Raw genomic sequence first — 25,282 nt, 5'->3', positions numbered from 1 at the left:
CCTTATTTACCTATTTTTAAGATATTGACTAGGTACCTATATGGATTTTTCACAAATATTTCTCCCCAAAATTGTATATAATTCTTCTAACATTTTTAAATGTGTTTCTAAAGAATACTGTTCCTTAACTATTTCATAACTAGCAGTACTAAAATCCTTTAGTTTATGTTTATCTTTCAACATTTCTATTATGCAATTTGCAAATTCATTAACATCTCCAGGTTTACAAACATACCCATTTTTTCCATTGCGAACGATTTTAGAAATACCTCCTACATTTGTACTTACTATCGGTAAACCATATCCCATTGCATCAAGAATAGACATTGGCATACCCTCGTTATATGAAGGTAAAAAGAAAATATCGCTAGTTCTTAAAAATTCATCCTTTTCAGTTCCACGCACCCAGCCAGGGAACGTAACATATTGTTCAACCCCTTTATCTTTTAATAATGCTTTAATCTCTTCTATATCTCCAGTTCCGGCAAGAACAAACTTTACATTTGGTACTACTGCTGCTACTTTCTGAACTACAGCCGGAATATCATAGCAGCCTTTACGTTTACCAATTTCACCTAAAAACAACACTTGGTTATTAGGTTCTGTTTTATTTTTTTCTTTAACAGCATCATTACAGATCATACTATAATTCTCTATTACATGAATCCGCTCTTCAGAAACTATCAGCTTTAGTCTTGCCTTCCATTCTTCTGATAGAGCTATTAAGATAGAACACTTGTTATATACTTTTTTAATCAACCTTTTCTTCTTTTCCGTGGTATTACGATAGAAGGTCTCAAATTCGGCACCATGAATGTGATTAATAATAGGCTTCTTAAACCAACTTGCCAAATAAATAAAGGGGAGTTTACGATAAAAACTTGCTCCAAAAGAAGAATGAATATGAATCAAATCAGGATTGTTAACTAACAACACCTTAATAAAATGAAAATAACCACGTATACTCTTAAATAACTTCTTTAACTTACCCCCATCTTTGTAGGACTCCACATATATGACTTCAAAATCTTTCTCTAATATTGAACCACGATATCCATTAACTACAGCAGCAATACCACCTTTCGTAAGTGGATCTTGTACAACCATGCAAATTTTTTTCTTTTTATTTGACATTTTATTTTCCTCTTATCATCGCATGCCATATGAATTTTGTATTGGTATCCAAATATCTTCTGAATAATCTTTTCGGTTCCTGAATAAATCTATAAAACCATTCCATGTTAGCCTCCTGCATCCATACCGGAGCTCTATTAATATTTCCAGCAAAGTAATCAAATCCGGCACCTACTCCTACCATCAATCCCTTTATGTTCCCTTGCTGTTCAGCCATCCACTTTTCCTGCTTTGGTGCTCCTAAACCTACCCAAACAAAATCCGGTTCAGTTTGATTAATTTTTTTTATAACAGCTTCATTTTCTTCAACTGTTAATGGCCTAAAAGGCGGACTATACATTCCGGCAATTTGAATACCAGGATATTTCTTTTTTAGCTCAGAATGAAGTTTTTTTAAAGTTTCATCAGTAGAACCATAAAAGTAATGACGATATCCACACTTTATAGACCGTTTAAATAATTCACCCATGAAGTCCGGCCCAGTAGTTCTAGACATGTGTTGATATCCTCGTTTTCTACCAACTGTAGATAGTGGTCCACCATCAGGAATAGCCATAAGTCCACCGTTTTGAATATCACGATATAATTTATCCTCATATGAAGTTACTACTGTATGGACATTTGAAACACAAATATAATCTCCGGACAAACGGTTGCCACTTTCACTTTTTACATTTTTTTCAATATATTTAATCAACCACTCCATATTTATAGCTGCAATATCGACCCCAAGTATATTGCAAGTAGGAATAGTAGACTTATTAACTTTACGTTTAAATTCCTGACTTTTAGAATTTGTAATATATGATTTCATTTTTCTCCTTACTACTCCTTTGCTCTGCCGCCTCCATCTTCAACTAACTTTTTCATATATTCGGCACATTATGTCATTCATAAAATCACATAAAATTGTAAGTATATGAATTAAACAGACATTTTATTAATAAGTTTTATCAATCAAACATTTTCTTAATACGATCTTCTTTTGAAACCTTCTCCATATCATGTGTCACCATGATTTTAACTAAGTCTTCAAAAGAAGTTTTTGTAGGATTCCAACCTAATAACGTTCTAGCTTTTGTTGGGTCACCTAGTAATTGGTCAACTTCAGCAGGACGGAAAAATTTCGGGTCAACTTCTAAAATGACTTCACCTGTTGCTTTATTGATCCCTTTTTCTTCGATACCTTTTCCAGTCCACTCTATTTCGATACCAGTATGTTTGAATGCTAATTCAACAAATTCGCGTACTGTGTGCATTTCGCCAGTTGCGATAACAAAGTCTTCTGGTTTATCGTGTTGAAGGATCATCCACATGCATTCTACATAGTCTTTTGCGTAACCCCAATCACGTAATGAATCTAAATTTCCTAAGTATAATTTTGATTGTTTACCCTGTGCGATACGTGCAGCAGCTAATGAAATTTTTCGTGTTACGAACGTTTCACCGCGGCGTTCTGATTCGTGATTGAAGAGAATGCCATTTACCGCAAACATGTTATAAGATTCACGATAGTTTTTCGTAATCCAAAAACCGTAGATTTTAGCTACACCGTATGGAGAACGTGGATAAAAAGGAGTTGTTTCTTTTTGTGGAACTTCTTGTACTTTACCGTATAACTCAGAAGTCGATGCTTGATAGATTCGAGTTTTGTCTGCTAAACCTAAAATACGTACTGCTTCTAAAATACGTAGTGTTCCGACCGCGTCTACTTCTGCTGTATATTCCGGCATATCGAATGACACACGAACATGGGATTGTGCTGCTAAGTTATAAATTTCATCTGGACGAATTTCTCCAATTAAGCGAATTGTATTGGATGTATCTGTTATATCCCCATAGTGTAACTGGAAATTCTCGTTTCTCATAAATGCTAGATTTTCATCATTCATCAAGTCTTCTAAACGTTCTTGGTTATATGAAGAACTACGACGAATCACCCCGTGCACTTCATATCCTTTTTCTAATAAAAACTCCGCTAAGTAGGATCCATCTTGTCCTGTTACGCCCGTTATTAATGCTTTTTTCAATTTCGTTTACCTCCGAATTAATCATTCAAAGTTTAGAAGAAAAATAAAGAATACACTGCAGCTACTTTTTTATAAAAAGACTCACGTAGTGTATTCCTATTCCTTATTCTTTAGTAATCATTATTTACGAATCGCTTCTTTTTCATAATTTTCTAAGAACCAGCTATATGCTTCTTTCACACCATCTGTTAATGACATGGATGCTTTCCATCCTAGGTTTGATAGACGAGTGACATCTACTAATTTACGTGGTGTGCCATCTGGCTTCGTTGTATCAAAAACAAGTTCCCCTTCGAATCCAACCGTTGCTTTTACTGTTTCTGCCAGTTCCTTAATGGTTACATCATCACCAACACCAATGTTTACAATCTCGTTACCACTATAATTATTCATTAAAAATACACAAGCATCTGCCAGATCATCTACATATAAGAATTCACGACGTGGTGTACCAGTGCCCCATACTGTTACAGTTGGTTCATTATTCATTTTTGCATCATGGAACTTACGGATTAAAGCTGGTAATACATGTGATTTTTCTAAATCAAAATTATCATTTGGTCCATAAAGATTTGTCGGCATCACCGAAATATAATCTATACCATATTGACGGTTGTATGATTGACACATTTTTATGCCCGCAATTTTCGCTACGGCATACGGTTCATTTGTCGGCTCCAATTCACCCGTTAATAGGTATTCTTCTTTTAGTGGCTGTGGTGCCATTTTTGGATAAATACAAGTGCTTCCTAAAAACAATAATTTTTTTACGCCATTTCGGTAAGCTGAGTCGATCACATTTGTTTGAATCATTAAATTATCGCGAATAAAATCAGCTGGATACTCATTATTAGCGACGATTCCTCCGACTTTAGCTGCGGCTAAGAAAACAAATTCAATGCCTTCCTTATGGAAAAATTCCTCTACTGCAAGAGGATTACGCAAATCAAGTTCACTGCTTGTGCGTGTAACTAAATCTGTGTATCCTAAACTTTCTAATCGACGCAAAATAGCTGATCCGGCTAAACCACGATGACCAGCTACATATATGCGGGAATTTTTTTTCATCCATTAGCATCCTTTCATGCAAATTAATACGCGTCATTTCTTTTAAAGATCATACATACCGTCTTTAATATAAGATGAATATCGTATATTAAACTACGATTCTTTATGTACTCTAAATCTAATTCGACCATTTCTTCAAAACCAACACTATTTCTTACGGTCGCTTGCCATAACCCTGTACACCCAGGTGTCACAAGTAGACGTTGTTTTTGATACCTTGTATATATTTCTACCTCATTCACTAAAGGAGGACGTGGTCCTACTAAACTCATTTCTCCTTTTAAGACATTGATTAATTGTGGCAGTTCATCAATGCTTGTCTTGCGAATGAATTTTCCTATTTTCGTAATACGTGGATCATCCTTCATTTTAAACATAGCACCAGACACTTCATTTTTATGACGCAATTCGGCTAATCGTTCTTCCGCATCTGTGACCATAGACCGAAATTTATACATCTTAAATGCTTTTTCCTTTTTTCCAACACGCGTTTGTTTGAAGAAGATAGCGCCTTTTGGATCTTCTATCTTAATGGCAATAGCAACAATTAGAAAAATAGGTGATAATAATATGATTCCACACAATGCGCCTACAATATCCATTGCCCGTTTTAAATATAGATATGTACTACTTCTATTGATTTCATCTTGATGCAAATAAACAAGTTTTTCAGAAGTTTCACTATTCATGCCTGATGTACTAACTTCCAATTCTGCTGCCCTCAATTCTTATTATTTTTTATCAACAACAACTATTTACATAGAATGATTTAAAACTCTTCCTTTACTATTCGTTTTTATTCAGTGCCACTTAACTGGCAAACAAATTATTGATTAACTGTCTTTTGCTCAACAAGATCTTTCATTAAGCTCATTAAATCATCACGTAATTCAACTTGTTCGAGCGCCATTTTAATCGTCGTTTCAATAAATCCAAATTTTTCTCCAACATCATAACGTTGACCTGCAAAATCATAAGCAAATACTCGTTGAATTTGATTCAGCTTTTGAATAGCATCCGTTAGTTGAATTTCTCCACCTGCCCCGATTTCTTGTTCTTCCAAGAACTTAAAAATTTCAGGAGTGAATATATAACGGCCCATAATGGCCAAGTTTGAAGGAGCTATTCCAAGTGCTGGCTTCTCTACAAAGTTCTTTACTTGATAAAGACGTCCTTCGTTTTTTCCTGGATCCACAATTCCATATCTATATGTTTCTGTTTCTGGTACTGTTTGCACACCAATGACTGAAGACAATGTACGGTCATATTCATTGATTAATTGTTTCAAACAAGGTGTTTCTGCTTGAACGATATCGTCTCCCAATAACACCGCAAATGGTTCATTTCCAATAAATTTACGGGCACACCATACGGCATGTCCTAATCCTTTTGGTTCCTTTTGACGAATATAATAAATATCTACTTTTGAGGAAGCTTGTACTTTCTCCAGCAAATCTAATTTTTGTTTTTCTAATAAATTGCTTTCCAACTCAAAAGATTTATCAAAATGATCCTCAATCGCACGTTTTCCCTTGCCAGTGACAATGATGATATCCTCGATACCTGATTCAATCGCTTCTTCGACAATGTATTGAATAGTCGGTTTATCTAAAATTGGAAGCATTTCCTTTGGCATAGCCTTGGTGGCAGGCAAAAATCGTGTACCTAATCCAGCAGCCGGTATGATCGCTTTTCTAACTTTTTTCAACCAATACTCCTCCTTACCAAAAATAGTTAATGAAACAATACGATACCCACATATTGTTTCATTAACTATTTAAAGTCCTTATTTTAAATAATTTCGGGCATCTAACCCACCCTCACATCGTACCCTTGACAACGAATGTGTCTAAGGATTTCCTATTCGGAAATCCCACAGCACAACCGAGTGCCTCCATTGATAACGGACAGGAAGCCTCTCCGAATCTCTTTTGTTATTTAAATCGCTTTATCATCGTTGCCGTAATAGTAGTAGTAATCGTTCTTTTCTTGCTTTTTATTGTTTAGTACAACACCCAGTATTGTGGCATTCGACGATACTAATAACTGTTTCGCTTTCTTGCCTTGTTCCGTTTCTGTTTGGCCGCTTGCTACAACCAAAATAACGCCATCAGCATGTTTAGACAGGATTTGAGCATCTGCTACAGCTAATACAGGAGGTGTATCAAGAATGACTACGTCGAATTCCTTATATAGTTTTCCTAAAAGATTCTCCATCGCTTTTGATATCAGCAATTCAGCTGGATTTGGAGGAATAGGACCACTTGTTAAAATGGATAAATTTTTGATGGATGTGTCCATGATTGCATCTTCAATTGCTTGTTTCTTCGTTAACACATTTGATAATCCAATCTGATTATGTACACAGAACTTCTTGTGAATCGTTGGTTTCCTCAAGTCTGTATCTATTAACAAAATCTTTTTTCCTTGTTGAGCAAATATAATCGCCAAATTTGCAGAAGTAGTAGATTTTCCTTCACCTGGGCTAGCCGATGTAACCAAAATGGACTTTATGTCTTTATCAATTGCTGTATACTCAATATTTGTTCGAATGGTTCTATATTGCTCTGCAATAACTGATGTTGAATGGCTACTTGTCACTAAGTAATGATTTAAAGCCCTTTTTTTCATGAAAAATTTCTTGAACACTGCATTCAACCTCTCTGGTAAAGTTTTTTATTTTAATCTCTCAAACGTAGGAATAACCCCCAAAATGGGAAGTTCCAAATGCATTTCAATATCTTTTTCTGTTTTAAATGTGTTATCCAAGTATTCCAGTAAGAACGCCAATCCGACACCAGCCATACATCCAACAACAAGTGCAATCGCTATGTTTAACAACTTATTTGGCGATACAGGTGCTTCATTCCCTTTCACTTCAGCCTTCGATAAAATTGTGACGTTATTCACATTCATAATATCGCCAATTTTTTCTTTAAATACTTGTGCTGTTTTATTTGCAATATTAGCTGCTTTACGGATACTTTCATCCATTACAACAATATTCATAACTTGAGAATCATCTGCGTTTGACACTGTAATCTTTTCATTCAATTGCTCGACCGTTAAATCCAAATTCAGCTCTCTTATTACGGCTTGCAAAACAGTAGGGCTTTTTATAATAACGTTGTATGTATTGATCAACTGTACGTTCGTCGCCACTTCATTGGAACTATATACACTATTTTCACTTTCTGATTTGTTTACAAGGATTTGTGATGATGCTTGATACATTGGCGTTATGAAATAAAAACTAATAATTCCCACTGTTAAAGTTGCAATAAGAGATAGAGCTATGATCATTGCAGCTCGTTTCTTTAAAACTTGAAATATTTCCTGTAAACTAATTGTTTCTTCCATCGTTGTCCTCCCACTTAAGCAATTAAATATGAGAAAAATAATTGTATTAGTCACTTTACTAAAAATTGCAGAAACTGTATGTATAAAAACAATCTTCGAATAATTTTTTCTTTACTACTATACTTTTTGATAATAATTTCTACTTGTGAAAAATAAAAAAAAGGTATATGACTTTTCTAAGAAAATCACTTAAAAAGCCAATAACTCACAGTTTCTCCACAATCCAGTAACTAATAATGGGTTCATTTAGGAAAAATAAGAATAGATAACATAAACCCCACTAAAAATTATCTAACAAAAATATTAGATAACTCTTTGTATAAGTTTCGAGGATCACCATTCGAAAGGAGGAAGAAAGGCTTTAGACATTTGATAAAGCCGGTTTTGAAGAGTCACTAGATCATTTAGCATAAGCCCATATCTCAGTACATTTCATTACACTACTAATAATCCTTCCCCTACTAGTTAGCAGCACAAAAAAATAGAAGAGCATATTTACTTGCCCTTCTATTTTTTCATTTTCCATATATAATACATTACACTATTTGAATTTTCATTCATCTCCCATCGTTCATGCGTTGAACCAATCCGATTCATACTGGTCCATAGATAAGAGATGCGTTTTAATAAAACTGCTTATTCAATTCTGCGATTTAATATTCAACAGCTTTTGTTTCAAGTCTTCTTCCATGCTCGTCAATTTCAGTTGTTCCTGCTGCTGGCGTTTTACGCGCCCTTCTTCCTGGATGCGGATTGTTTCTTCAAGTGCTGTAATCAGATTATCCTGCGTTTTCTCCCAGAATTTCTATATCGACTAGTCCCCTTTCATTGGCGCGGGCGGTATCGATCGGTTCACTTTGTATAGATTAGAACCACCCACCTTCTTCTATGTCTTATATTAATCAGACAGGTTACCCTCACATTTAGCTTCATTTTCTGAAAAATCATTTTTGGATTTTATAATTTATTCTAAAATTCACCATTAGCAAAAGCCAAAAAAGAGCTAATCACAGGATCACAGCTCTTGATATAGAGGTATAGCGGCCGATTTATAAAACTACTAGGCTCTAGTTTAAAATCTAAACTTTTTGTTTTTTGTCAAGTGTTGGCGTAGAGAACATTGTTCTGCCCCTTTATCCTAATGAATTGCCTATTGATTTAGAGGAGTGAAGGGTGAGGATCCGCGCCCTAAAACGAAGCGAAGTGCACGAACCCCAAAGGCATCCCCTTTCATGACCTTTGTCAAGTTTTTCAACCCTTCCACAAGCTCATTGGAGTGCCCAAATTCCAAACGGTTGAGCATCTCCGTTTCCCAATCCCGGTAGGTCAGAATGGTCATGAACTTAGGAATCCTGCTTTCTTCTACTTGTTCATAAAACGTATGCAACGCTTCTTTTGTTGTCTTCTAGATATGACCTGGGCCACGCCGTTTGGCTTCGTTAAACTACTCACGAAAGGCCTCTTTCAACCCATATGCTATTTTTAATTCTTCAAAGAAACGTTTCCCGCATGAGTAGGCATATCTCCTTTTCTGTCTTGTTTCTCGTCAATTCAATTGTAAGAAAAGGAAGTATGTGTGCTCTTTTTTGCCTTTTTTAAGTGGACACCCTAACATTCAGTATAGAACCAATACCCAGCGTCATGTGCAAAAATAGCCATCAATCCGAAAAAAATTCAAAATTGATGGCCATTAATGAAAGAATTTAAATTACTACACTGTTTATGATTATTTCACTTTTGTGCTAGATACATATGAAACACCGTCAGCAGTAAATGTTACTTGAACTTCTGTAACATCTTTTAAAATTCCATTTTGAGAAGTGACAGGCACCCAAAACTTATTTTATTACGGTGTTGTTCTCTTCACTAAATTTAAATGTATCTACTGGTGTATCCGATTCGTAGATGTATTTAAACTGATCTCCAGGCAGGGTTTTGAAGGTGCTGTTCTTGATTGTGACATTAGTAGTTTCATCAAGCATACCAATAACCACACCTGGCTTTAAACTTAGTCCAAATACACTATTATCAACCGTCACTGAAGTAACATCTGATCCATAAGCCTCGTGAATCTTGATTCCACGAGATCCTTCGAACGTACATTTATCGAAAGAAGCGATACCGTTACTAATCCACGCTGCATACTCATTCTGCTTATTGGAATTGAAATTACAACCAGTGAAAGAGACCTTATCACCATTAAATATCATGGCACTTTCAAAGTTAGAATTGATGAATTCTACCTCACCATCAAACTCTAAATATCCATGTTCCCAGCTATTCTCTGCATAGGACTGGGATTCATCTATGATAGTCATATTCTTGAACACTAACTTTCCGCCTTCATTGGCTGCGCGAATAGCACCTATGCCAGCACCGGTAGCCTTAAAGGTACCGCCACCGTTCAAGGTAACAGTCTTAACTGTAGCACCTTCTGGAATCAAAGGAGTTGACCCATGTTGCGCGCCTGTCTCCCAAGTAACAGTAGCATCCGTAGGAATATTGATATTGATATTACTAATATCGCTAGTGATGTTAGTCAGAATGTCTCCCAAGATATCTTCCAATGCTACAGTTGTTCCAGGTTCTACCTGATATTTAAATGCATCGATATCTTCAGCTAAAGTAACATCTACTTGTAAATCATTTAAATCGAACACAAATGTTTCGTTTGTATCATCTGCTTGTACTGTTACTGTATCTACATAAATAGAAGTTTGAGCGCTAGGTTTCGGATTAATAACAACAGTACCTTCTTTATTAGCATCGTTATCAGCAATAAGGTCTTCGTTATCAGATGTAAAATCAACATCTGTAACGGTTACGTCTGTTGAACCAAAGTCTAATACAGTACCATCAAATAATGTATTTAATACATTTTCATCTGTAGTTGTCAGCTCTACTTCGTTTGTTTTTACTTCATATGAAGGAGCTTGACGATATACTTCAGAAGTAGTATATGAAGCATCGTTAGCCGTAAATGTTACCTGAACTTCTACAGCTTCTTTTAAACTTCCATAATACTTTGTGTTCCAAGATGCTGAAAACTTAGGTTGTTCCCAAAATGTTGTAGTAAGACCGCTGTTATTTTGTACAGCAGAGTTAACGTGTTTACTTAAACCGTATGAAGTAGCTTGACTTGTTGCAACAATTTTACCTTCTGGATTTAATAAAGAAACTTCTAATCCAGTTACTTTTTGATCAAAGCTATTTTGGAAGTTCATATTAATAGAAATGTAATCTAATACTAAAGTTCTATCAATACCTAGTTTCACATATGTTGAATCTTGCGCTTTTAAGTTAACGTCTACTTTTAAGCCGTTTAAATCTAATACAACTGTTTCGTTTGTATCATTCAGCGTTACTGTTACGTTATCTACATAAATAGAAGTTTGACCATTATACTTCGAACTGATAGCAACAGTACCTTCTTTATTAGCATCGTTATCAGCAATAAGCTCTTCGTTATCAGATGTAAAATCAACGTCTGTAACGGTTACATCTGCTGAACCGAAGTCTAATACTGTTCCATTAAACAATGTGTTTAATACATTCTCATCTGTTGTTGTTAAATCAATTTCAGTTGATTTTACTTCGTATGCAGGAGCTTGACTGTTATTCGAAGCTTCAGATGCTCTCATTAAAAGAATCGCATAATCTCCACGCTTCGCATGTTGATACGTACCGAACTGTGTTTCAGAAACGCCATTTGTAATACCATTATCCACAAGTGCTGCAACTGCTTCTGCATATTGCCCTGCAACATCGGTAAATGGTACTTCATTTTCTCCGACTAATTCAAAACCTCTTTGAATCCATACGGCTAATTCTCCACGCGTAATGAAGCTTTGAGAATCAAACTTCGTAGCTGATTTTCCCTCCGTAATACCCGCTTCTTTCAGAGCATTTACATATTGTACAGCTCGCTCAGGAACATCCGTAAATCCTGATGGCGCTGCATTTTCATAATCTAAGCCTAGCACTTTTACTAGTAAAACGGCCGCATCCACACGTTTAATGTTTTCTTCAACACCAAACTTTGTTTCAGACATACCATTCGCACCCTTAGATACAACAAAGTCTACTGCATCTTTATACTTTCCTGAAACATCTGTAAACTCTGCTGCCATCGCTGTTGGTGCAACGGCTGCCGCAACCAGTGTAGCCGTTGCTGCTGTCGCCATAAATTTCTTGTATGATTTCGGTTGATAAGCCATAAATAAAGTCTTCCTCTCTATGATGAACTAAATGATATATGTAAAATCGTTTGCCTTTTATTATTTCAAAATAATAAAATAGCTATTGATATCATACCTATGAAATAGTGTTTATCATTTCTTCCTCTAGACCTAGCTGCATCATTCAAACAGCTGGTACCCTGGTTTCCTACTTCAATAGCGCAGATGATTGCACCCATCCAAATGACCATAAAGGAGTTGAACAAGCGATAAAGCATGATTTTGCGAGCGTGCAAAACATCTATACCTTTTTCGGCAAGATTAATATACGAAAAGGAATTGAAGATCTCGAAACCCATGTTTAGGATTCTTTTGAGCTCGACCCTTATAACGATTCCCTCTTCTTGTTTTCAAGCTGGGGTAAAATTCGGTTTTGAAGAATCCTTCAATCTTTAAAACTCTTCATCTGCAATAAACTGATAAGTATATTAACATATTAATTTTTCTTAGAAAAGGGGATAATTTTAGAATATATAAAATTTCAGTCGACAAATTAACCATTAAAACTCAAAAGAAGGCTGCCCAAAAACGAATCAGTTGCTTTTGGGCAGCCAACAAACAAGTAAAAAAACGCACCCAAAAGGATACGTTTTTGCTACTGCTTATTCAATTCTGCGATTTAATATTCAACAGCTTTTGTTTCAAGTCTTCTTCCATGCTCGATAATTCCTGTTGTGCCTGCTGGCGTTTTACACGCCCTTCTTCCTGGATGCGGATTGTTTCTTCAAGTGCTGTAATCAGATTATCCTGCGTTTTCTTCAGGGTTTCTATATCGACTAGTCCCCTTTCATTGGCGCGGGCGGTATCGATCGTGTTCACTTTGAGCATCTCTGAATTCTTCAACAGCAGCTCGTTCGTTGTTTTGGATACTTGGTTTTGGGCATTGACGGCACTTTTTTGCCGCAACAATGCAAGCGCAATGGCAACTTGGTTTTTCCATAAAGGAATCGCCGTCATGATGGATGACTGTATCTTTTCCGCCAAGGTTTGGTTCGTATTTTGGATCAGACGGATTTGCGGTGCGCTTTGGATTGTAATCTGGCGGCTAAGCTGCAGGTCGTACATTCTTTTTTCAAGACGATCAACGAATTGCAGCATGTCGTTCACTTCCTGGACAGCCATTTGATCGCCTGTCTCCTCTGCTTTTTTGCGGAGTTCAGGGATGGTCTTTTCGTTCAATTCAGCCAGCTTCAATTCAGCGGCGGCAATATAAATATTGAGTGCATGGAAATATTCCTTATTCTTTTCATATAATTGTTCCAGCATGCCGATGTCACCAAGCAATGTATTTTTTGCATGGGTCAATTGGACAGCAATACGATCAATCTGGACACTCGTTTTTTGATACTTGGATAACGTCTCCTGTACGGAAGATTGGATTTTCCCGAAGAAGCGTGAGACAATATTCCCCTTTGATTCCAGTTCATCAGGCTTTACGCTGTTCAAGCGCTTCATTAAATCGCCAAGAATTTCACCGATTTCGCCAATATCCTTTTTTTGCACCTGGTCAAGCATGGCATGGGAAAAACTCGTTAGCTTTGACTGCGCTTGTGTGCCATACATCATCATGGCTTGGAAATCAGTGGGATCAATTTGTTCTGCCAACTGTATGGCACGGACACGGTTTTCTTCAGGCAAAACATCCAATAAACGCTTAGGCTGCTCATCTGCCATCTTTTGAACCTGATTGTTTTGTTTCTCTACCTCGGTTCCGAATGGATTGGATAATAAATCGTCCAATGAATCGCTCTTGTTTAGCGAAGTATTATCATTCATGTTTTTTCCTCCTCTATGATTTCAGTTCATTGTCTTTGTTTTTATCGATTGCTTGTTTCGCTACGTCAAGCTCTAATGCCAATGAATCTACATCGCTTGAAAGCAGGGAGAACAAGTCTTTTTCCACCGTTTCACTCAGGGAGGAAATTGTTATACGCGTGTCCCGCAGTGATTCCTGGATTTGTGCTGTCTTGGCGGGTTGTTTTGTCAAGAACACATATTTTTCAGTCAATTCCACGAGAGAATCCAGATGGGAATAATAAAAAGATTCGACTTCATAAAATCTTTTCGGGTCGTTTTCCACAATGGATTGTATTTTTTTTGCCACGCGGATGACATCATAATTTTGTTTGATTGTAAATATGTTGCCTACAGAGAACATTACTTTCTGCAAACGGCCTATTTTTCCTTTCGCTTCTGCCAGATGCTCTTCTATATATTTATATTCCCGCCGCGAAAGACCGCTGTTCTTGATGGTTTTTCTGGCAAAAATCCACTTGAGCCCGAAAAAAGTGATCAGCCCGGCTCCCAAACCTGATAAGAAAGAATATAAAAACGCTATGTCGAACGCGATCAGGCAGATGAAGAAAGCCAATCCAAAAGAAAGCACACCCACGCCCAACCGGAAAATAAATAAAAAAATCGATATGATCGGTTTCATAATTCATCGGCTCCCTATTCCTAATTCCTTATTAGTATGTACGGTTCACGTACAACAAAGTTTCAATAGATGCAGCCATTCCTTTCAACGGCTGTCTTTTCGCCTATATGTCTATTATACCAAGTCTTTTCTCTTATCAAAATAAGACGGCAGGCTTACATCCAGCTAAGTCTATTTCTATAAGAAATTCTATACTGCTAGCATAGATACCTTTATTTTTCCCTAAAAGGGGATTCGCCAAAACGGTTTTGTATATTCTTTTTGTGAAATAAAGGTGCTTTACTGACCATGTTATTTTTCTGTAATGCTTTAACAATAGGGTAAAGGATGAATGCCTAAGTGGCTTACATTTTTGGTTGATCTCTTACAACTGCCCGTGGCTGGCAAATAGGACACCATGAAGAAAAAACATGCAGCGGCTTTATAAACCGCTGCATGTTTCACTTAAAAGTCGAAATGGAAGTTATCAGGGTTTTGCCCTGTACGTTCATTTGTATTCATTTCATCAATCAACTTCATCTCTTCAGGGCTCAACTCAAAATCGAACAAGTCTGCATTTTCTTCGATTCGGCGGGGAGTCACTGATTTAGGAATCGTAATGATTCCATGCTGAAGGTCCCAGCGCAGGATCATTTGAGCAGGCGTTTTGCCGTGCTTTCCTGCAAGTTCAACCAATAACGGATGATCCAGCAGACGGCCGCGGGCTAGCGGCGACCAAGCTTCTATTGCCATTTCATTGGATGTGCAGAAATCCCTTAACTCCTGTTGGTTTAACAAGGGATGCAGTTCGATCTGGTTTACCATCGGCTTGATGACAGCGCTCTTCATTAAATCCTCCAGATGATGCTGGTGGAAATTACAGACGCCGATCGCCTTTACCTTTCCTTCTTCATATAGCTTCTCCATCGCTTTCCATGTCTCTTTATACGACTCAACAACCGGCCAATGGATCAAATAAAGATCAAGATAGTCAAGACCCAGCTTCTTCATGCTTGTTTCGAAAGCATCAAGTGTTGGCTGATAGCCTTGGTCGGAATTCCAGACCTTTGTCGTAATGAACAACTCTTCTCTTGGAACGCCGCTTTCCTTAATGCCTTTTCCTACAGCTGTTTCATTTTTATAGATGGCAGCTGTGTCTATGGATCGGTAACCTACTTTCACCGCATGCTTGATGCTATCGACAGCCTGTTCATTGTCTTCCATTTTATATACCCCTAAACCAAGCAGCGGCATCTTAATGCCATTATGTAAAGTGCATGTGTCTGTAATCTGTTTCGCCATATTAAAATCCTCCCATTATGATGCGTATTGTATAGTACCATCGTACATGATTCTCACGATGAAATACACGCTGAAGAACCACAACAGAAGAAATCCTGCATCCGGCGATTAGATGCAAGATTTCTTCTTACCGTATTGTGTTAGCCATCATCATACCCATTTTACTGTAGCCACTTCAACTAGCCGATTAAAAGTTCACGTTATCGGGGTCTGGGCCAGTACGCTCATTTTTATTCATGCGGTCAATGGCCTGCATTTCTTCGGCACTAAGTTCAAAATCAAAAACCTCTGAGTTGGTAATAATCCGTTCCTTATTGGAAGACTTCGGTATGACCACCACATTATTCTGCAACTCCCAACGGAGGACAATCTGTGCGGTGGATTTACCGTGCTTCTCGGCAATTTCCTTAAGTGTTGGATGGTCAAGCACCAATCCGCGGGCTAGCGGCGACCAGGCAATCACTTTAATATGATGCTTTTCACAATAATCCCTTACTTTCTTTTGAGAAAGCAGCGGATGCAATTCCACCTGATTGACCATTGGCATCACCTTGGCATCCTGCATCAAATCCTCCAGATGGTGGGGCTGGAAGTTGCACACGCCGATTGCTTTCACTTTACCATCCTGATAGAGTTTCTCCATCGCTTTCCATGTTTCTTTATACTTCCCTTTCACCGGCCAATGGATCAGATATAAATCCAGATAATCGAGGCCGAGTGCGTTCAAACTCTTATTGAAAGCCGCTAAAGTCTCTTCATATCCTTGGTCGCTGTTCCACACTTTTGTCGTGACAAAAAGGTCTTCACGGGGAACTTTACATTCTTTAATTGCTTCGCCTACTTCTTTTTCATTCTTATACATGGATGCTGTATCGATTGCACGATAGCCTTCATCCAAGGCATGGCGGACCGATTCTTTCGCTTCCGCCCCTTCCATCTTATATACGCCAAGGCCGAATACTGGCATCTTGACACCATTCTGTAGGGTAGTTGTATCTTGGAGACTAGTATACATGCGGATTCCTCCTCTAGTAATTTCTCTTCTTTTATACCCTTCCTATAATTGGTTCACACCTTTCTTTCCCTGTGCGCCAACCTTGGAGGCACAACAAAGAGAAAAACCTCCCTGAATGGGAGGCCCTTCACTTATTAAAAATTAAAGTTATCGGGATCTGCTCCCACTCTTTCGTTTTTATTGCATTGATCGATTCTTTTCATCTCTTCATCGCTCAGCTCAAAGTCGAACACATCGCTGTTTTCGATAATCCGGGATTCTTTCGTCGATTTTGGAATCACAATAATTCCGTTCTGCAAATCCCAGCGAAGGATGACCTGCGCCACACTCTTGCCATGAATCTCGGCAATGCGGGCGATGTCTGGATGATCCAGTACTTTGCCACTGCCAAGCGGGGAATATGCTTCAACCTTAATATCTTTTTGGCGGCAATAATCAATCAGTTCCTTTTGGGTAAGCAACGGGTGCAATTCAATCTGGTTCACCATCGGCACAATTTCGGCATCCGCCAATAAGTCTTCCAAGTGATGCTGGTGGAAATTGCAGACACCGATTGCTTTTGCCTTACCGTCTTTATACAGTTTTTCGATGGCTCTCCATGTATCTTTATACTTCCCTTTTGTCGGCCAATGGATCAGATAGAGATCAATATAATCCAGGCCGAGTTTCTCCATACTGGCATCGAAGGCTGCAAGCGTCGATTCATAGCCTTGGTCGCTATTCCATACTTTTGTCGTGATGAATAGCTCTTCCCGTGGTATGCCGCTTTCTTTTATGGCTTGGCCAACCCCTGTTTCATTTTTATAGGCAGCCGCCGTATCGATTGCCCGGTATCCCGCTTTAATGGCACTTTTAACGGAATGGATCACAGTGGAGCCGTCTTCCACCTGCCAGACGCCCAAGCCAAACATTGGCATTTTGACGCCATTATGTAATGTAGTTGTATCTTGTAAACTCTTAATCATGTTTTTCCCTCCTTATACTTCGTTTGCTTTATAAGCTTACACATTTTTTTGGTTATTTTCAAAAAATTGGCTTAATTACTGACCGACAATGAAAGTTTCACCTAATGCCTGCCTATCAAGATTTCACTTTAGGGAGCATCAGGGTTTTCCATTGTCCAAAATCGCTTACAAAAGAACAAATATGTGCTATAGGTAGAGCGATTCCACAAATCTGTTTATTGTTCGGCATCGATCTACACCTTCTTGCTATTCTCGGTGTACATTCCGCATGCCCGCTGCCAAAAGGACAATAGGGTTTCTTTATTTACGAAGGCTGCAATGGATGTCATAATATGCATATGCACCATAGAAATGCGCACAACTTAAGTATATATACAAGCAACTGGGAGAGATGAGTATTGAAAACGATTAAGAAGCTGATTCTGCTAGTGATTTTGATCTGCATCCTTGTATTTGTCATTCAGGTCAAAGCTTCTTCTTCAAGCAGCTTCCTGCAGACAGCTGAAGATTTATTTAATAAGGTTACCGATATCTTTACGGATTCCGAGCCTCCAAAAGATGTTCCATTGGTCATGCAAAATCCGGAGCTGCCAAGAGGATGTGAAGTAACTAGTCTGGCTATGGTTCTTCAATACCGCGGAAAATCAGTCGATAAAATGGAACTTGCCGAGCAAATCAATAAAGTGCCTTTTGAGCAAAACGGACTGCGAGGCAATATGCATAAAGGTTTTGTAGGAGATATGTATTCATTGAATAAGCCTGGGCTCGGCGTGTATGTTGAGCCGATCATTGAACTGGCTAAACACTATGTGCCCAAACGTAAGATCGTCGACCTCACCGGAAAAGATCCAGAAGATTTATATCATGCCGTCAGCAAAGGCAATCCTGTCTGGGTCATCACAAATGCCAGATTCCAAGAATTGACGAAGGACCATTTTCTCACGTGGAATACCGATGAAGGCAAGATGGATGTAACTTATCGCCAACATAGCGTGGTTATCACAAATTACGATGATGACTATGTCTACGTCAATGATCCCCTTCATACCAAACCTAACCGTGCCATCAGTAGACAAAATTTTGAAGCTGCCTGGATTCAGATGGGCAGACAAGCTATGTATATCAAAAAATAATCATCTTTAGTAAAACGGGAAGTGCGCTTTATGCGCCTTCCCGTTTGTCCTGTTTTGCACCTTTGCCAAACAAGCGGGAAAACCATTGCTCAAGCCGATTCTTAAGCGGCGGGTCCATTTCCTGCTCAACCTGGGCAGCTAAGTTGTGGTTGATCGCTTCCCTCATGAATATGCTTTGGCTATCAACGGCTTGTGTGTCAGCTCCCGGCCGTTTCGTATAAGTTCCGTCACTCTGAAGCGTTCTTCCCTTCACATTATCATTCAGCATTATTTCAAGAATAGATTGAATGGTCTGTTTCACTTTTCCATCTAGGATTGGGCAAGCGATTTCCACTCTCTTTTCTGTATTGCGTGTCATGATGTCAGCCGAGCTGATATACATGTCCATATCCTCTCCTTCGCCGAAACAATAGATTCGGGAATGCTCAAGGAATCTTCCGACAATACTTTCAACCATAATGTTCTCTGTTTTATTTTTTATGCCCGGCAATAAGCAGCATATGCCTCTGACAATCAGGCGGATGTCCACCCCTGCACAAGATGCTTCTGATAATTTATTGATCAGTTGGCGGTCGGTCAGAGAATTCATCTTCATAATAATCTTCGCTGGTTTGCCTTCTTTCGCCTTTGCCATTTCTTGATCAATTAATGCAGTAAGTCCCTTTTTCAAGGAAGTCGGGGCTACCAACAACCGGCGATATTGGCCATCCAAATTGCTGATAGCCATGTTTTTAAAGAAAGAAGACGCATCCAGCCCTATTTCCTTATTGGAAGTGATGAGGGATAGGTCCGTATAAATCTTGGCTGTCTTTTCATTATAGTTGCCTGTCCCTATTTGCGTAATATACTGGTAGGTATTATTCTCCATGCGGGTAATCAGGCAAATTTTCGAGTGGACCTTAAAGCCTTCGAACCCATACAGGACGTTGCAGCCCGCTTCTTCAAATTCTTCCGCCCAATCAATATTATTCTGTTCATCAAATCGGGCCCTGAGCTCCATCAATACTGTGACATCTTTATTATTTTCAGCCGCTTCCGTCAAGTATTCCACCAATTTGGACTTGTTTGCCAATCGGTAAATCGTTATTTTGATTGAGATAACGGCTGGATCATGGGCCGCTTCCTTGATCAAATGGAGAAAATGATCCATTTGTTCATACGGATAATGAAGCAGCAAATCTTGCTTCAATGCATGCTTCAGTACGCTTTCCCCTTTTTTGAGGCTTGGTGAAGGCTGCGGCTCGAATGCCGGATAGCTCAATTGCCGCAGGCTGGTAAGCGAAAACTTTTCCTGCAGCGAAAAAACATAGCCCATGCAAAGCGGAGACTCAGAAATAAACACCTGCTCTTTTTTGATTTTCAGCATGCCGCATAAGTAATCAAGAAGTTCTTCTTTGCATGCTCCCTGTATTTCCAGGCGAACCGCCGCTAACCGTCTCCGTTTTTTGAGGACTTTCTTCATATGATGGCGATAATCCGCATCATCATCAAAGACTTCATCCTCAGGACTGATATCGGCATTTCGCGTAACCGTGATCACCTTTTTATCGACAATATCGCATTTTTCGAATACTTTGCCGGTATATTCAAGGATGAGTTGCTCCAGCAGAATATAGCGGACACCTTCCCCTGGCAAATACACCACTTTCGGCAGGCAGGCAGGAACCGGGATGATGCCGAATGCTGTTTCTTCACCTTGCTGCAGCATAACTGCAATATTCAACGTTTTGTTCGCCAAATGCGGGAAAGGATGATGATAATCTATGATTTGCGGCGAAAGAATCGGAAGAACATTATCCTCAAAGTATTGTTCAATATATGTCCGGTCCTTTCCTTTCAAATCAGCCGTATCCAAACGGCTGATTTCATGCTTCTTCATTTCTTTTTCGATTTCAATAAAAGTTTTATCTTTTAACTTACATAAAGGAACCGTTTCCTTATAAATCTTCTTTAATTGTTCAGAGGGAGTCAGGCCGCTTTTATTGTCTTTATGCTTGCCTTTCATTAAAGAAAGGTCAAGCAAGCTGCCGACTCTGATCATGAAGAATTCGTCAAGATTGCTTTCGAAGATAGAAACAAATTTCATTCTTTCATAGAGAGGCACGCTGCGGTCGCATGCTTCTTCCAGCACGCGCTCATTAAAGCGGAGCCATGATAATTCCCTATTTTGTGTATAACTGATATCTGGTTTGTTTTTATGTTTCCCCATGTTGACTACCTTCCTTTAGCACTCTGTTATAAACATAGCCCTCTCTGACTCCGAATTGACTGACATATATACGCTCGCATCCAAACCGCCGAGCTATTGCCTGGAGAATAATCAGGCCTGGAACAATTGTATGGACACGGTCAGGAACAACTTGCAGGATGCGGCGCAAAGTATCTTTCTTCCCTTTTTTCAGGAGCTCCAACAAATGATCGACCGATTCTGCACGAATAAAGGCAGAGTGGTTCCCATCCTGTGCATCATCCAGTTTTTTGGCTGCCCGGATGGTACCCCCCACACCGCAAATGGCAGGATATTTTGTAAAATCCCCCTCGGCGGATATCTTATCCAGCTCCTGTTTGACCCTATGTTTCATCGCTTGCCGTTCGCTTTTTTTCGGAAATAATTTTTCTGCATACAAAGAGAAGAGACTGAGCGAACCGATTGGAAGTGATATAGCTTGTACAATTTTGCTATCTTCGATAAACGCCAGTTCAGTAGAGCCGCCGCCGATATCCACCATAAGGCCATGTTCTATCTCCCTGTCATGTGTGGCCCCGATAAAATCAAGAACGGCTTCTTCTTCTCCGCTGATGACCTCTACACGGTATCCTGTCCGTTCTTTAATGACCCTTACCACTTCATCGGTATTGACGATATTTCGTAAGGAAGCCGTGGCAAAGACATTCATCTGGCGAATATTAAAGTGCTTTACAATATTTTTATATTCCAATAAAATCCTGCAGGCTGTATCGATTCCTTTAGGGTTCATACACCCCTTGTCAACATAAGCAGCAAGCCCCGCCATTGTCTTTTTATGAAGAAGAGATATGAGCTTGCCTTCTTCATACTGGTAAATATTCAATCGTATCGTATTGGACCCTACATCGATGACGCCGCAAATCATATGCTCCTCCTTGTTTGTGTTCGCGTATTTTAACCATGATATCTTAATGCTACTGCTTGGATGTGAATTTTCTGTATATAATTTGTTAAGATGCTTGTACAATATGAATTTCATTTATCTGCACAACAAAAAAAGGAAAAGAAAGCTTCTTTTCCTTTTTCAACTATTCCATTCTAACTGACTCTAAAGCGGGAATGGTGGCAAAGAAATTCAATCGATCAAAGTATCCCTTTATCTTCCTCTGTCATTGTGCGAGAAATTCATTTTCGCTTTCCGGGCTCCAGTTTGGCCCACGATAATCAGTCTGTCCCTTTAATCCAATATTGGAGGGCAATACCGTATATTGGACCCCGGGTGTCATATTACGTTTGAAAATGATCGAAAATTTTGTATCCGAATCATCCAGTGCTTCAATCCGTGCCATATTAGGAGTTAGGCTGTTTTTGGGCAGCAGCACTTTGTCGTTGCGTGAAAGAGTAGCCACGCCGTCCGTTTGGTTTTGGTTACTGCGTATCCAATAATTATGCACATTCAATGCCGCTTCATGGTCGACTGGAACATCAAAATCAAGCTCAATTTCATTTCTAGATACTTGCCTTACATCAAGGAGTGTTGGATGAGTGACGGTTGATTGTGGCAAGCGATGATATCCTGCTGGCCCAACTGAATTCCCATCCATACGCTTTTGTTTTTTGTGAATAAACAGATCTTCGTCCTTCCTAGTGGGCGCTTGGCCATAAGGTTCGCTGCAACTGTTTGGAAGGTCGGCAGTTGGCTGCTGCCATGGCATTTGCCATCCTTGATTCAGATTATTTGGCATGGCCGGAGCAACCATAGCTGATGGCACTGGCCCGGCAGTTGGCATAATCCTGTAATCAGCCATTGCTGCTTGGGCCCAATCGTTCGGCTGATATGGCACCGCCATAGATTGCCTATTGTAAAACAGATTATTCCCAGGATAAAAAGGTTTCAAGGGTCTTTAACCTCCAGTCAACATATTTATCGTTATACGACTATAAATAGTGTATGTCAGGGAACGAATATGGTGTTTTTTCTCCCTCTCCTTCAGCTACAATCGCCTTGTTTGGTTTCAAAAAAAAGAGCCCTATATGGCTCTTTCTTCTTTCGCTATTCTTCCGGCGTATAATTCCAGCCTTGTTCACCATGATAAATCATTAATTTTGACATGCCGCCATCTACCGTAATGTTTTCTCCATTAATGAAGGAACCCTCTTTGCTGCAGAGAAACTTCACCATTCCAGCAATGTCAAGGGGATTGCCGATTCGCTTGACGGGATGCTGCAAGAAATCGCTTTTGGAAATGCCTTCGTCCATTCCCGTTGTATCGATCCAGCCGGGGCTGATTGAATTGACTCTAACTTTGCCGGCTAAACTGATACTGAGGGCATGCGTCAGTGCAGTGATGCCCCCTTTGGCTGCCGAATAGCTCTCGGTATCTGCCTGCGACATTGCTGCTCTTGTAGAAGAAATGTTCACGATTGCCGCGTTTTCCGTAAATATATCCATAAATAAGCGGCTTAATTGATAAGGAGCTGACACTCCCACCCGCAGCACATAATTGAAATCTTCGTAGCTGCACCGGGAAAGAATCCCTTTTCTGCTGATGCAAGCGTTGTTGATTAAAAAATCCACCTGTCCATACCGTTTGATGACTTTATCTGCAAACAGATTCAAGCTCCTTTCGACAGCAATATCAGCAGCCAGAAATAATACTCTTTCTTGGCCGTAATCCTCAACCAGTCGGCCGCCGGCATCCTCATCCATGTCGATCACAGCCACGCTTGCGCCTTCTATCAGAAATTCTTCGGCTATGCAGCGCCCTATTCCATTGGCTCCGCCGGTCACTACACCAACTTTGTTGGAAAATCTCACTCCGTTCCTCTCCCATCTTTTTCAGGCTAGTTTCTAAATTTTTTTGTTTGCCCGCTGTTTCTTGCATCTGCCCCGTTAAAATGATCAAGTACTCTCTTATGCCCCTAGAGATAAGCAGATCTATTTACTCGAATTCTTTCATCACCGCAGCGAGATTTTCACTGACATCGCCGGCAAGCATGGCAGCCATCGCCTTGGATTCCTTCCAGGCATCCGCACTTGCCCCATGCAGATAAACCGCATTGGCCACGGCCGCTTTATAATCGCTGTAGGAGCTGACGAAAGCAAGCAGAATGCCGGTCAGAGTGTCCCCAGTACCTCCCTTTGCCAATCCTGCATTACCGGTTTCGTTGACCAAAACCTTGCCATCAGGGAAAGCGATGACTGTATAGGATCCTTTCAGTACCACTGTGACATGCTGCCTTTGTGCGTATGAACGCGCTGTTTCGATTCTGTTCTGTTGAATATCCTTTATCGGTATCCCGGTCATTTTGCTGAATTCACCCGGATGCGGAGTTAGGATGATCGGAGCATTCCGTTTTGGATAGTTTCTTTCCTTTAATGCCCCTGCATCCACAATCACCGGCAGCTCACTGTCCAATAGATGCCGGAGTGCCTCTTCTATTACCTCTGGCTCATTTAATCCCGGGCCGATAGCCGCTGCTTTCATCCCTTCCGGTATATGTCCGCGGGCAATCTTGCTTAGTCCATCATGCAAATATGTACATTCGGGGACACGGCCGGCAATAATGGCAGAGACATACGCAGTTGTCGCAACCGTCAGCTTGCCTATGCCGGCTCTCATGGCACCAACACTTGCGAGTAAGGAGCTACCTGGCATCTCATCACTTCCGGCAACCAATAAGCCAGTGCCATACGTGCCTTTATGAGAACCCTCTTTTCTCTTAAGATACGTTCTTTTCACATCTTCTTTTGTCCAAATTCGACAATTGCTTTCTTGTTTAAGCCCAATATCTAAAGCCTCTTTCTTACCGTAGTGTTCTGCACTTCCTGCCTGGAAAGCAGAAGGCTTCAGGCCATGCAGGCTCAATGTCCAATCGGCTTTTACAGCCGTATCCAGATTGCCGGTATCAGCAAGGACACCCGTCGGGACATCAACGGCGATTACCATTGCCTGCTGATGATTGATCCAATCGATGATAGAGACTATATCGTTTGGCAATGGCAGACGCGTACCGACGCCAAGCAGGCTATCAACAATCACATCATACTCCCCTGATTTCTCTGTCGGACTATAGCCGCAGTTTTCAAAATAAAGGAGATGCTTCTTCGCCACTGGCGTAGCTGCTTTCCCTAAAGGAAACGTAAGATCGACATGATAGCCGTCATTTTTCAAGTAACGGGCCAGTACAATCCCATCTCCGCCGTTATTGCCTTTCCCCGCTAAGATTAAAATCCGGTGATCCCTGCTGACTTCTTCTCTTATTCTCATAAAAAGAGACCGTCCGGCATTCTCCATCAAGGTGAACGTATCCATCCCCCTCTTTTCTGCAGCGGCATCCGCTGCCTTAATTTCTTTGCCGCGATAAATATGCATGTTCTTCCACCTCTTTTTCAATTAATCCGATCCTTCTTTTCTTTACCCAGTTTCTAT

Annotated in this window: 22 protein-coding genes; 1 reads left to right on the top strand and 21 read right to left on the bottom strand. The window is 39.7% G+C overall.

The features are described 5' to 3' along the window. Positions 1-36: 36 nt before the first annotated feature. From BN1765_RS07320 to BN1765_RS07245, 16 genes are all read right to left on the bottom strand, one after another. Positions 37-1,134: a glycosyltransferase family 4 protein gene (locus BN1765_RS07320; protein ID WP_050614498.1), complete on the bottom strand. Its 1,098-nt coding sequence runs from the start codon at positions 1,132-1,134 to the stop codon at positions 37-39. Between the two features lies 1 nt (position 1,135). Beyond that, positions 1,136-1,948 carry a WecB/TagA/CpsF family glycosyltransferase gene (locus tag BN1765_RS07315; protein ID WP_082195433.1) on the bottom strand — a complete coding sequence of 271 codons (813 nt, stop codon included), beginning with the start codon at positions 1,946-1,948 and terminating at the stop codon, positions 1,136-1,138. Between the two features lie 139 nt (positions 1,949-2,087). Next, a complete protein-coding gene (gene gmd, locus BN1765_RS07310) occupies positions 2,088-3,164 on the bottom strand; it encodes a GDP-mannose 4,6-dehydratase (RefSeq protein WP_050614497.1) in 1,077 nt (358 codons plus the stop codon). Positions 3,165-3,284: 120 nt separating this feature from the next. Continuing rightward, the gene (gene fcl / locus BN1765_RS07305) at positions 3,285-4,232 is read right to left on the bottom strand and encodes a GDP-L-fucose synthase (RefSeq protein ID WP_050614496.1); all 948 of its coding nucleotides are present in this window, start codon (positions 4,230-4,232) and stop codon (positions 3,285-3,287) included. A gap of 23 nt (positions 4,233-4,255) precedes the next feature. Further along, entirely contained in the window at positions 4,256-4,921 is a 666-nt protein-coding gene (locus BN1765_RS07300; RefSeq protein ID WP_050614495.1) for a sugar transferase, read from the bottom strand. Between the two features lie 137 nt (positions 4,922-5,058). Next, positions 5,059-5,940: a UTP--glucose-1-phosphate uridylyltransferase GalU gene (galU, locus tag BN1765_RS07295; RefSeq protein WP_050614494.1), complete on the bottom strand. Its 882-nt coding sequence runs from the start codon at positions 5,938-5,940 to the stop codon at positions 5,059-5,061. Between the two features lie 230 nt (positions 5,941-6,170). Further along, a complete protein-coding gene (locus tag BN1765_RS07290) occupies positions 6,171-6,863 on the bottom strand; it encodes a CpsD/CapB family tyrosine-protein kinase (RefSeq protein ID WP_050616702.1) in 693 nt (230 codons plus the stop codon). Between the two features lie 45 nt (positions 6,864-6,908). After that, positions 6,909-7,592 carry a YveK family protein gene (locus BN1765_RS07285; RefSeq protein WP_050614493.1) on the bottom strand — a complete coding sequence of 228 codons (684 nt, stop codon included), beginning with the start codon at positions 7,590-7,592 and terminating at the stop codon, positions 6,909-6,911. 640 nt (positions 7,593-8,232) lie between these two features. Beyond that, on the bottom strand, positions 8,233-8,340 hold the full coding sequence (locus tag BN1765_RS20400) for a hypothetical protein (RefSeq protein ID WP_230199567.1): 108 nt from the start codon (positions 8,338-8,340) through the stop codon (positions 8,233-8,235). Positions 8,341-8,742: 402 nt separating this feature from the next. Further along, positions 8,743-8,979, bottom strand: a complete 237-nt coding sequence (locus BN1765_RS07280) for a transposase (protein WP_050614492.1) — start codon at positions 8,977-8,979, stop codon at positions 8,743-8,745. Between the two features lie 451 nt (positions 8,980-9,430). Further along, positions 9,431-11,809: an S-layer homology domain-containing protein gene (locus BN1765_RS07275; protein ID WP_050614491.1), complete on the bottom strand. Its 2,379-nt coding sequence runs from the start codon at positions 11,807-11,809 to the stop codon at positions 9,431-9,433. 627 nt (positions 11,810-12,436) lie between these two features. Then, complete coding sequence (locus tag BN1765_RS07265) at positions 12,437-13,606, bottom strand: toxic anion resistance protein (RefSeq protein WP_050614489.1); 1,170 nt, start codon at positions 13,604-13,606, stop codon at positions 12,437-12,439. Positions 13,607-13,619: 13 nt separating this feature from the next. Beyond that, entirely contained in the window at positions 13,620-14,267 is a 648-nt protein-coding gene (locus BN1765_RS07260) for a 5-bromo-4-chloroindolyl phosphate hydrolysis family protein (RefSeq protein WP_050614488.1), read from the bottom strand. Between the two features lie 444 nt (positions 14,268-14,711). Continuing rightward, positions 14,712-15,548: an aldo/keto reductase gene (locus BN1765_RS07255; RefSeq protein ID WP_050614487.1), complete on the bottom strand. Its 837-nt coding sequence runs from the start codon at positions 15,546-15,548 to the stop codon at positions 14,712-14,714. Positions 15,549-15,735: 187 nt separating this feature from the next. Continuing rightward, positions 15,736-16,563 carry an aldo/keto reductase gene (locus BN1765_RS07250; protein WP_050614486.1) on the bottom strand — a complete coding sequence of 276 codons (828 nt, stop codon included), beginning with the start codon at positions 16,561-16,563 and terminating at the stop codon, positions 15,736-15,738. Positions 16,564-16,697: 134 nt separating this feature from the next. Continuing rightward, on the bottom strand, positions 16,698-17,528 hold the full coding sequence (locus BN1765_RS07245) for an aldo/keto reductase (protein WP_050614485.1): 831 nt from the start codon (positions 17,526-17,528) through the stop codon (positions 16,698-16,700). 491 nt (positions 17,529-18,019) lie between these two features. Here BN1765_RS07245 and BN1765_RS07240 point away from each other — a divergent pair, with 491 nt between their 5' ends. Continuing rightward, positions 18,020-18,661, top strand: a complete 642-nt coding sequence (locus BN1765_RS07240; RefSeq protein ID WP_230199566.1) for a C39 family peptidase — start codon at positions 18,020-18,022, stop codon at positions 18,659-18,661. 28 nt (positions 18,662-18,689) lie between these two features. Here the strand turns inward: BN1765_RS07240 and ppk1 are convergent, their stop codons facing one another. The 5 genes from ppk1 to BN1765_RS07215 all read right to left on the bottom strand — a co-directional run bounded on the left by ppk1 (position 18,690) and on the right by BN1765_RS07215 (position 25,225). Further along, positions 18,690-20,870 (bottom strand): polyphosphate kinase 1, encoded by a 2,181-nt coding sequence (gene ppk1 / locus BN1765_RS07235; RefSeq protein WP_082195432.1) that lies wholly within the window; start codon positions 20,868-20,870, stop codon positions 18,690-18,692. Further along, on the bottom strand, positions 20,857-21,774 hold the full coding sequence (locus tag BN1765_RS07230; protein WP_050614483.1) for a Ppx/GppA phosphatase family protein: 918 nt from the start codon (positions 21,772-21,774) through the stop codon (positions 20,857-20,859). Before BN1765_RS07230 ends, ppk1 begins: the two co-directional genes overlap by 14 nt. A gap of 244 nt (positions 21,775-22,018) precedes the next feature. Beyond that, positions 22,019-22,747, bottom strand: a complete 729-nt coding sequence (locus BN1765_RS19775; RefSeq protein ID WP_050614482.1) for a hypothetical protein — start codon at positions 22,745-22,747, stop codon at positions 22,019-22,021. A 155-nt stretch (positions 22,748-22,902) separates the two neighbouring features. Further along, the gene (locus BN1765_RS07220; protein WP_050614481.1) at positions 22,903-23,667 is read right to left on the bottom strand and encodes an SDR family oxidoreductase; all 765 of its coding nucleotides are present in this window, start codon (positions 23,665-23,667) and stop codon (positions 22,903-22,905) included. Between the two features lie 124 nt (positions 23,668-23,791). Beyond that, the gene (locus tag BN1765_RS07215) at positions 23,792-25,225 is read right to left on the bottom strand and encodes a bifunctional ADP-dependent NAD(P)H-hydrate dehydratase/NAD(P)H-hydrate epimerase (protein WP_050614480.1); all 1,434 of its coding nucleotides are present in this window, start codon (positions 25,223-25,225) and stop codon (positions 23,792-23,794) included. Positions 25,226-25,282: the final 57 nt, after the last annotated feature.

This window comes from Bacillus testis (assembly GCF_001243895.1).
Classification (GTDB): domain Bacteria; phylum Bacillota; class Bacilli; order Bacillales; family DSM-1321; genus Bacillus_AD; species Bacillus_AD testis.
Note: the sequence above shows the minus strand (reverse complement) of the source record. Positions and strands in the feature narration are given on the sequence as shown.

Bases quoted from the DNA above. Each gene is read 5' to 3' on its own strand.
- BN1765_RS07285 (WP_050614493.1), bottom strand. From the start codon at position 7,592: ATGGAAGAAACAATTAGTTTACAGGAAATATTTCAAGTTTTAAAGAAA.
- fcl (WP_050614496.1), bottom strand. From the start codon at position 4,232: ATGAAAAAAAATTCCCGCATATATGTAGCTGGTCATCGTGGTTTAGCC.
- BN1765_RS07300 (WP_050614495.1), bottom strand. From the start codon at position 4,921: ATGAATAGTGAAACTTCTGAAAAACTTGTTTATTTGCATCAAGATGAA.
- BN1765_RS07290 (WP_050616702.1), bottom strand. From the start codon at position 6,863: ATGAAAAAAAGGGCTTTAAATCATTACTTAGTGACAAGTAGCCATTCA.
- BN1765_RS07260 (WP_050614488.1), bottom strand. From the start codon at position 14,267: ATGAAACCGATCATATCGATTTTTTTATTTATTTTCCGGTTGGGCGTG.
- BN1765_RS07275 (WP_050614491.1), bottom strand. From the start codon at position 11,809: ATGGCTTATCAACCGAAATCATACAAGAAATTTATGGCGACAGCAGCA.
- BN1765_RS07265 (WP_050614489.1), bottom strand. From the start codon at position 13,606: ATGAATGATAATACTTCGCTAAACAAGAGCGATTCATTGGACGATTTA.
- BN1765_RS07255 (WP_050614487.1), bottom strand. From the start codon at position 15,548: ATGGCGAAACAGATTACAGACACATGCACTTTACATAATGGCATTAAG.
- BN1765_RS07215 (WP_050614480.1), bottom strand. From the start codon at position 25,225: ATGCATATTTATCGCGGCAAAGAAATTAAGGCAGCGGATGCCGCTGCA.
- BN1765_RS07315 (WP_082195433.1), bottom strand. From the start codon at position 1,948: ATGAAATCATATATTACAAATTCTAAAAGTCAGGAATTTAAACGTAAA.
- BN1765_RS07230 (WP_050614483.1), bottom strand. From the start codon at position 21,774: ATGATTTGCGGCGTCATCGATGTAGGGTCCAATACGATACGATTGAAT.
- BN1765_RS07320 (WP_050614498.1), bottom strand. From the start codon at position 1,134: ATGTCAAATAAAAAGAAAAAAATTTGCATGGTTGTACAAGATCCACTT.
- BN1765_RS07250 (WP_050614486.1), bottom strand. From the start codon at position 16,563: ATGTATACTAGTCTCCAAGATACAACTACCCTACAGAATGGTGTCAAG.
- ppk1 (WP_082195432.1), bottom strand. From the start codon at position 20,870: ATGGGGAAACATAAAAACAAACCAGATATCAGTTATACACAAAATAGG.
- BN1765_RS07245 (WP_050614485.1), bottom strand. From the start codon at position 17,528: ATGATTAAGAGTTTACAAGATACAACTACATTACATAATGGCGTCAAA.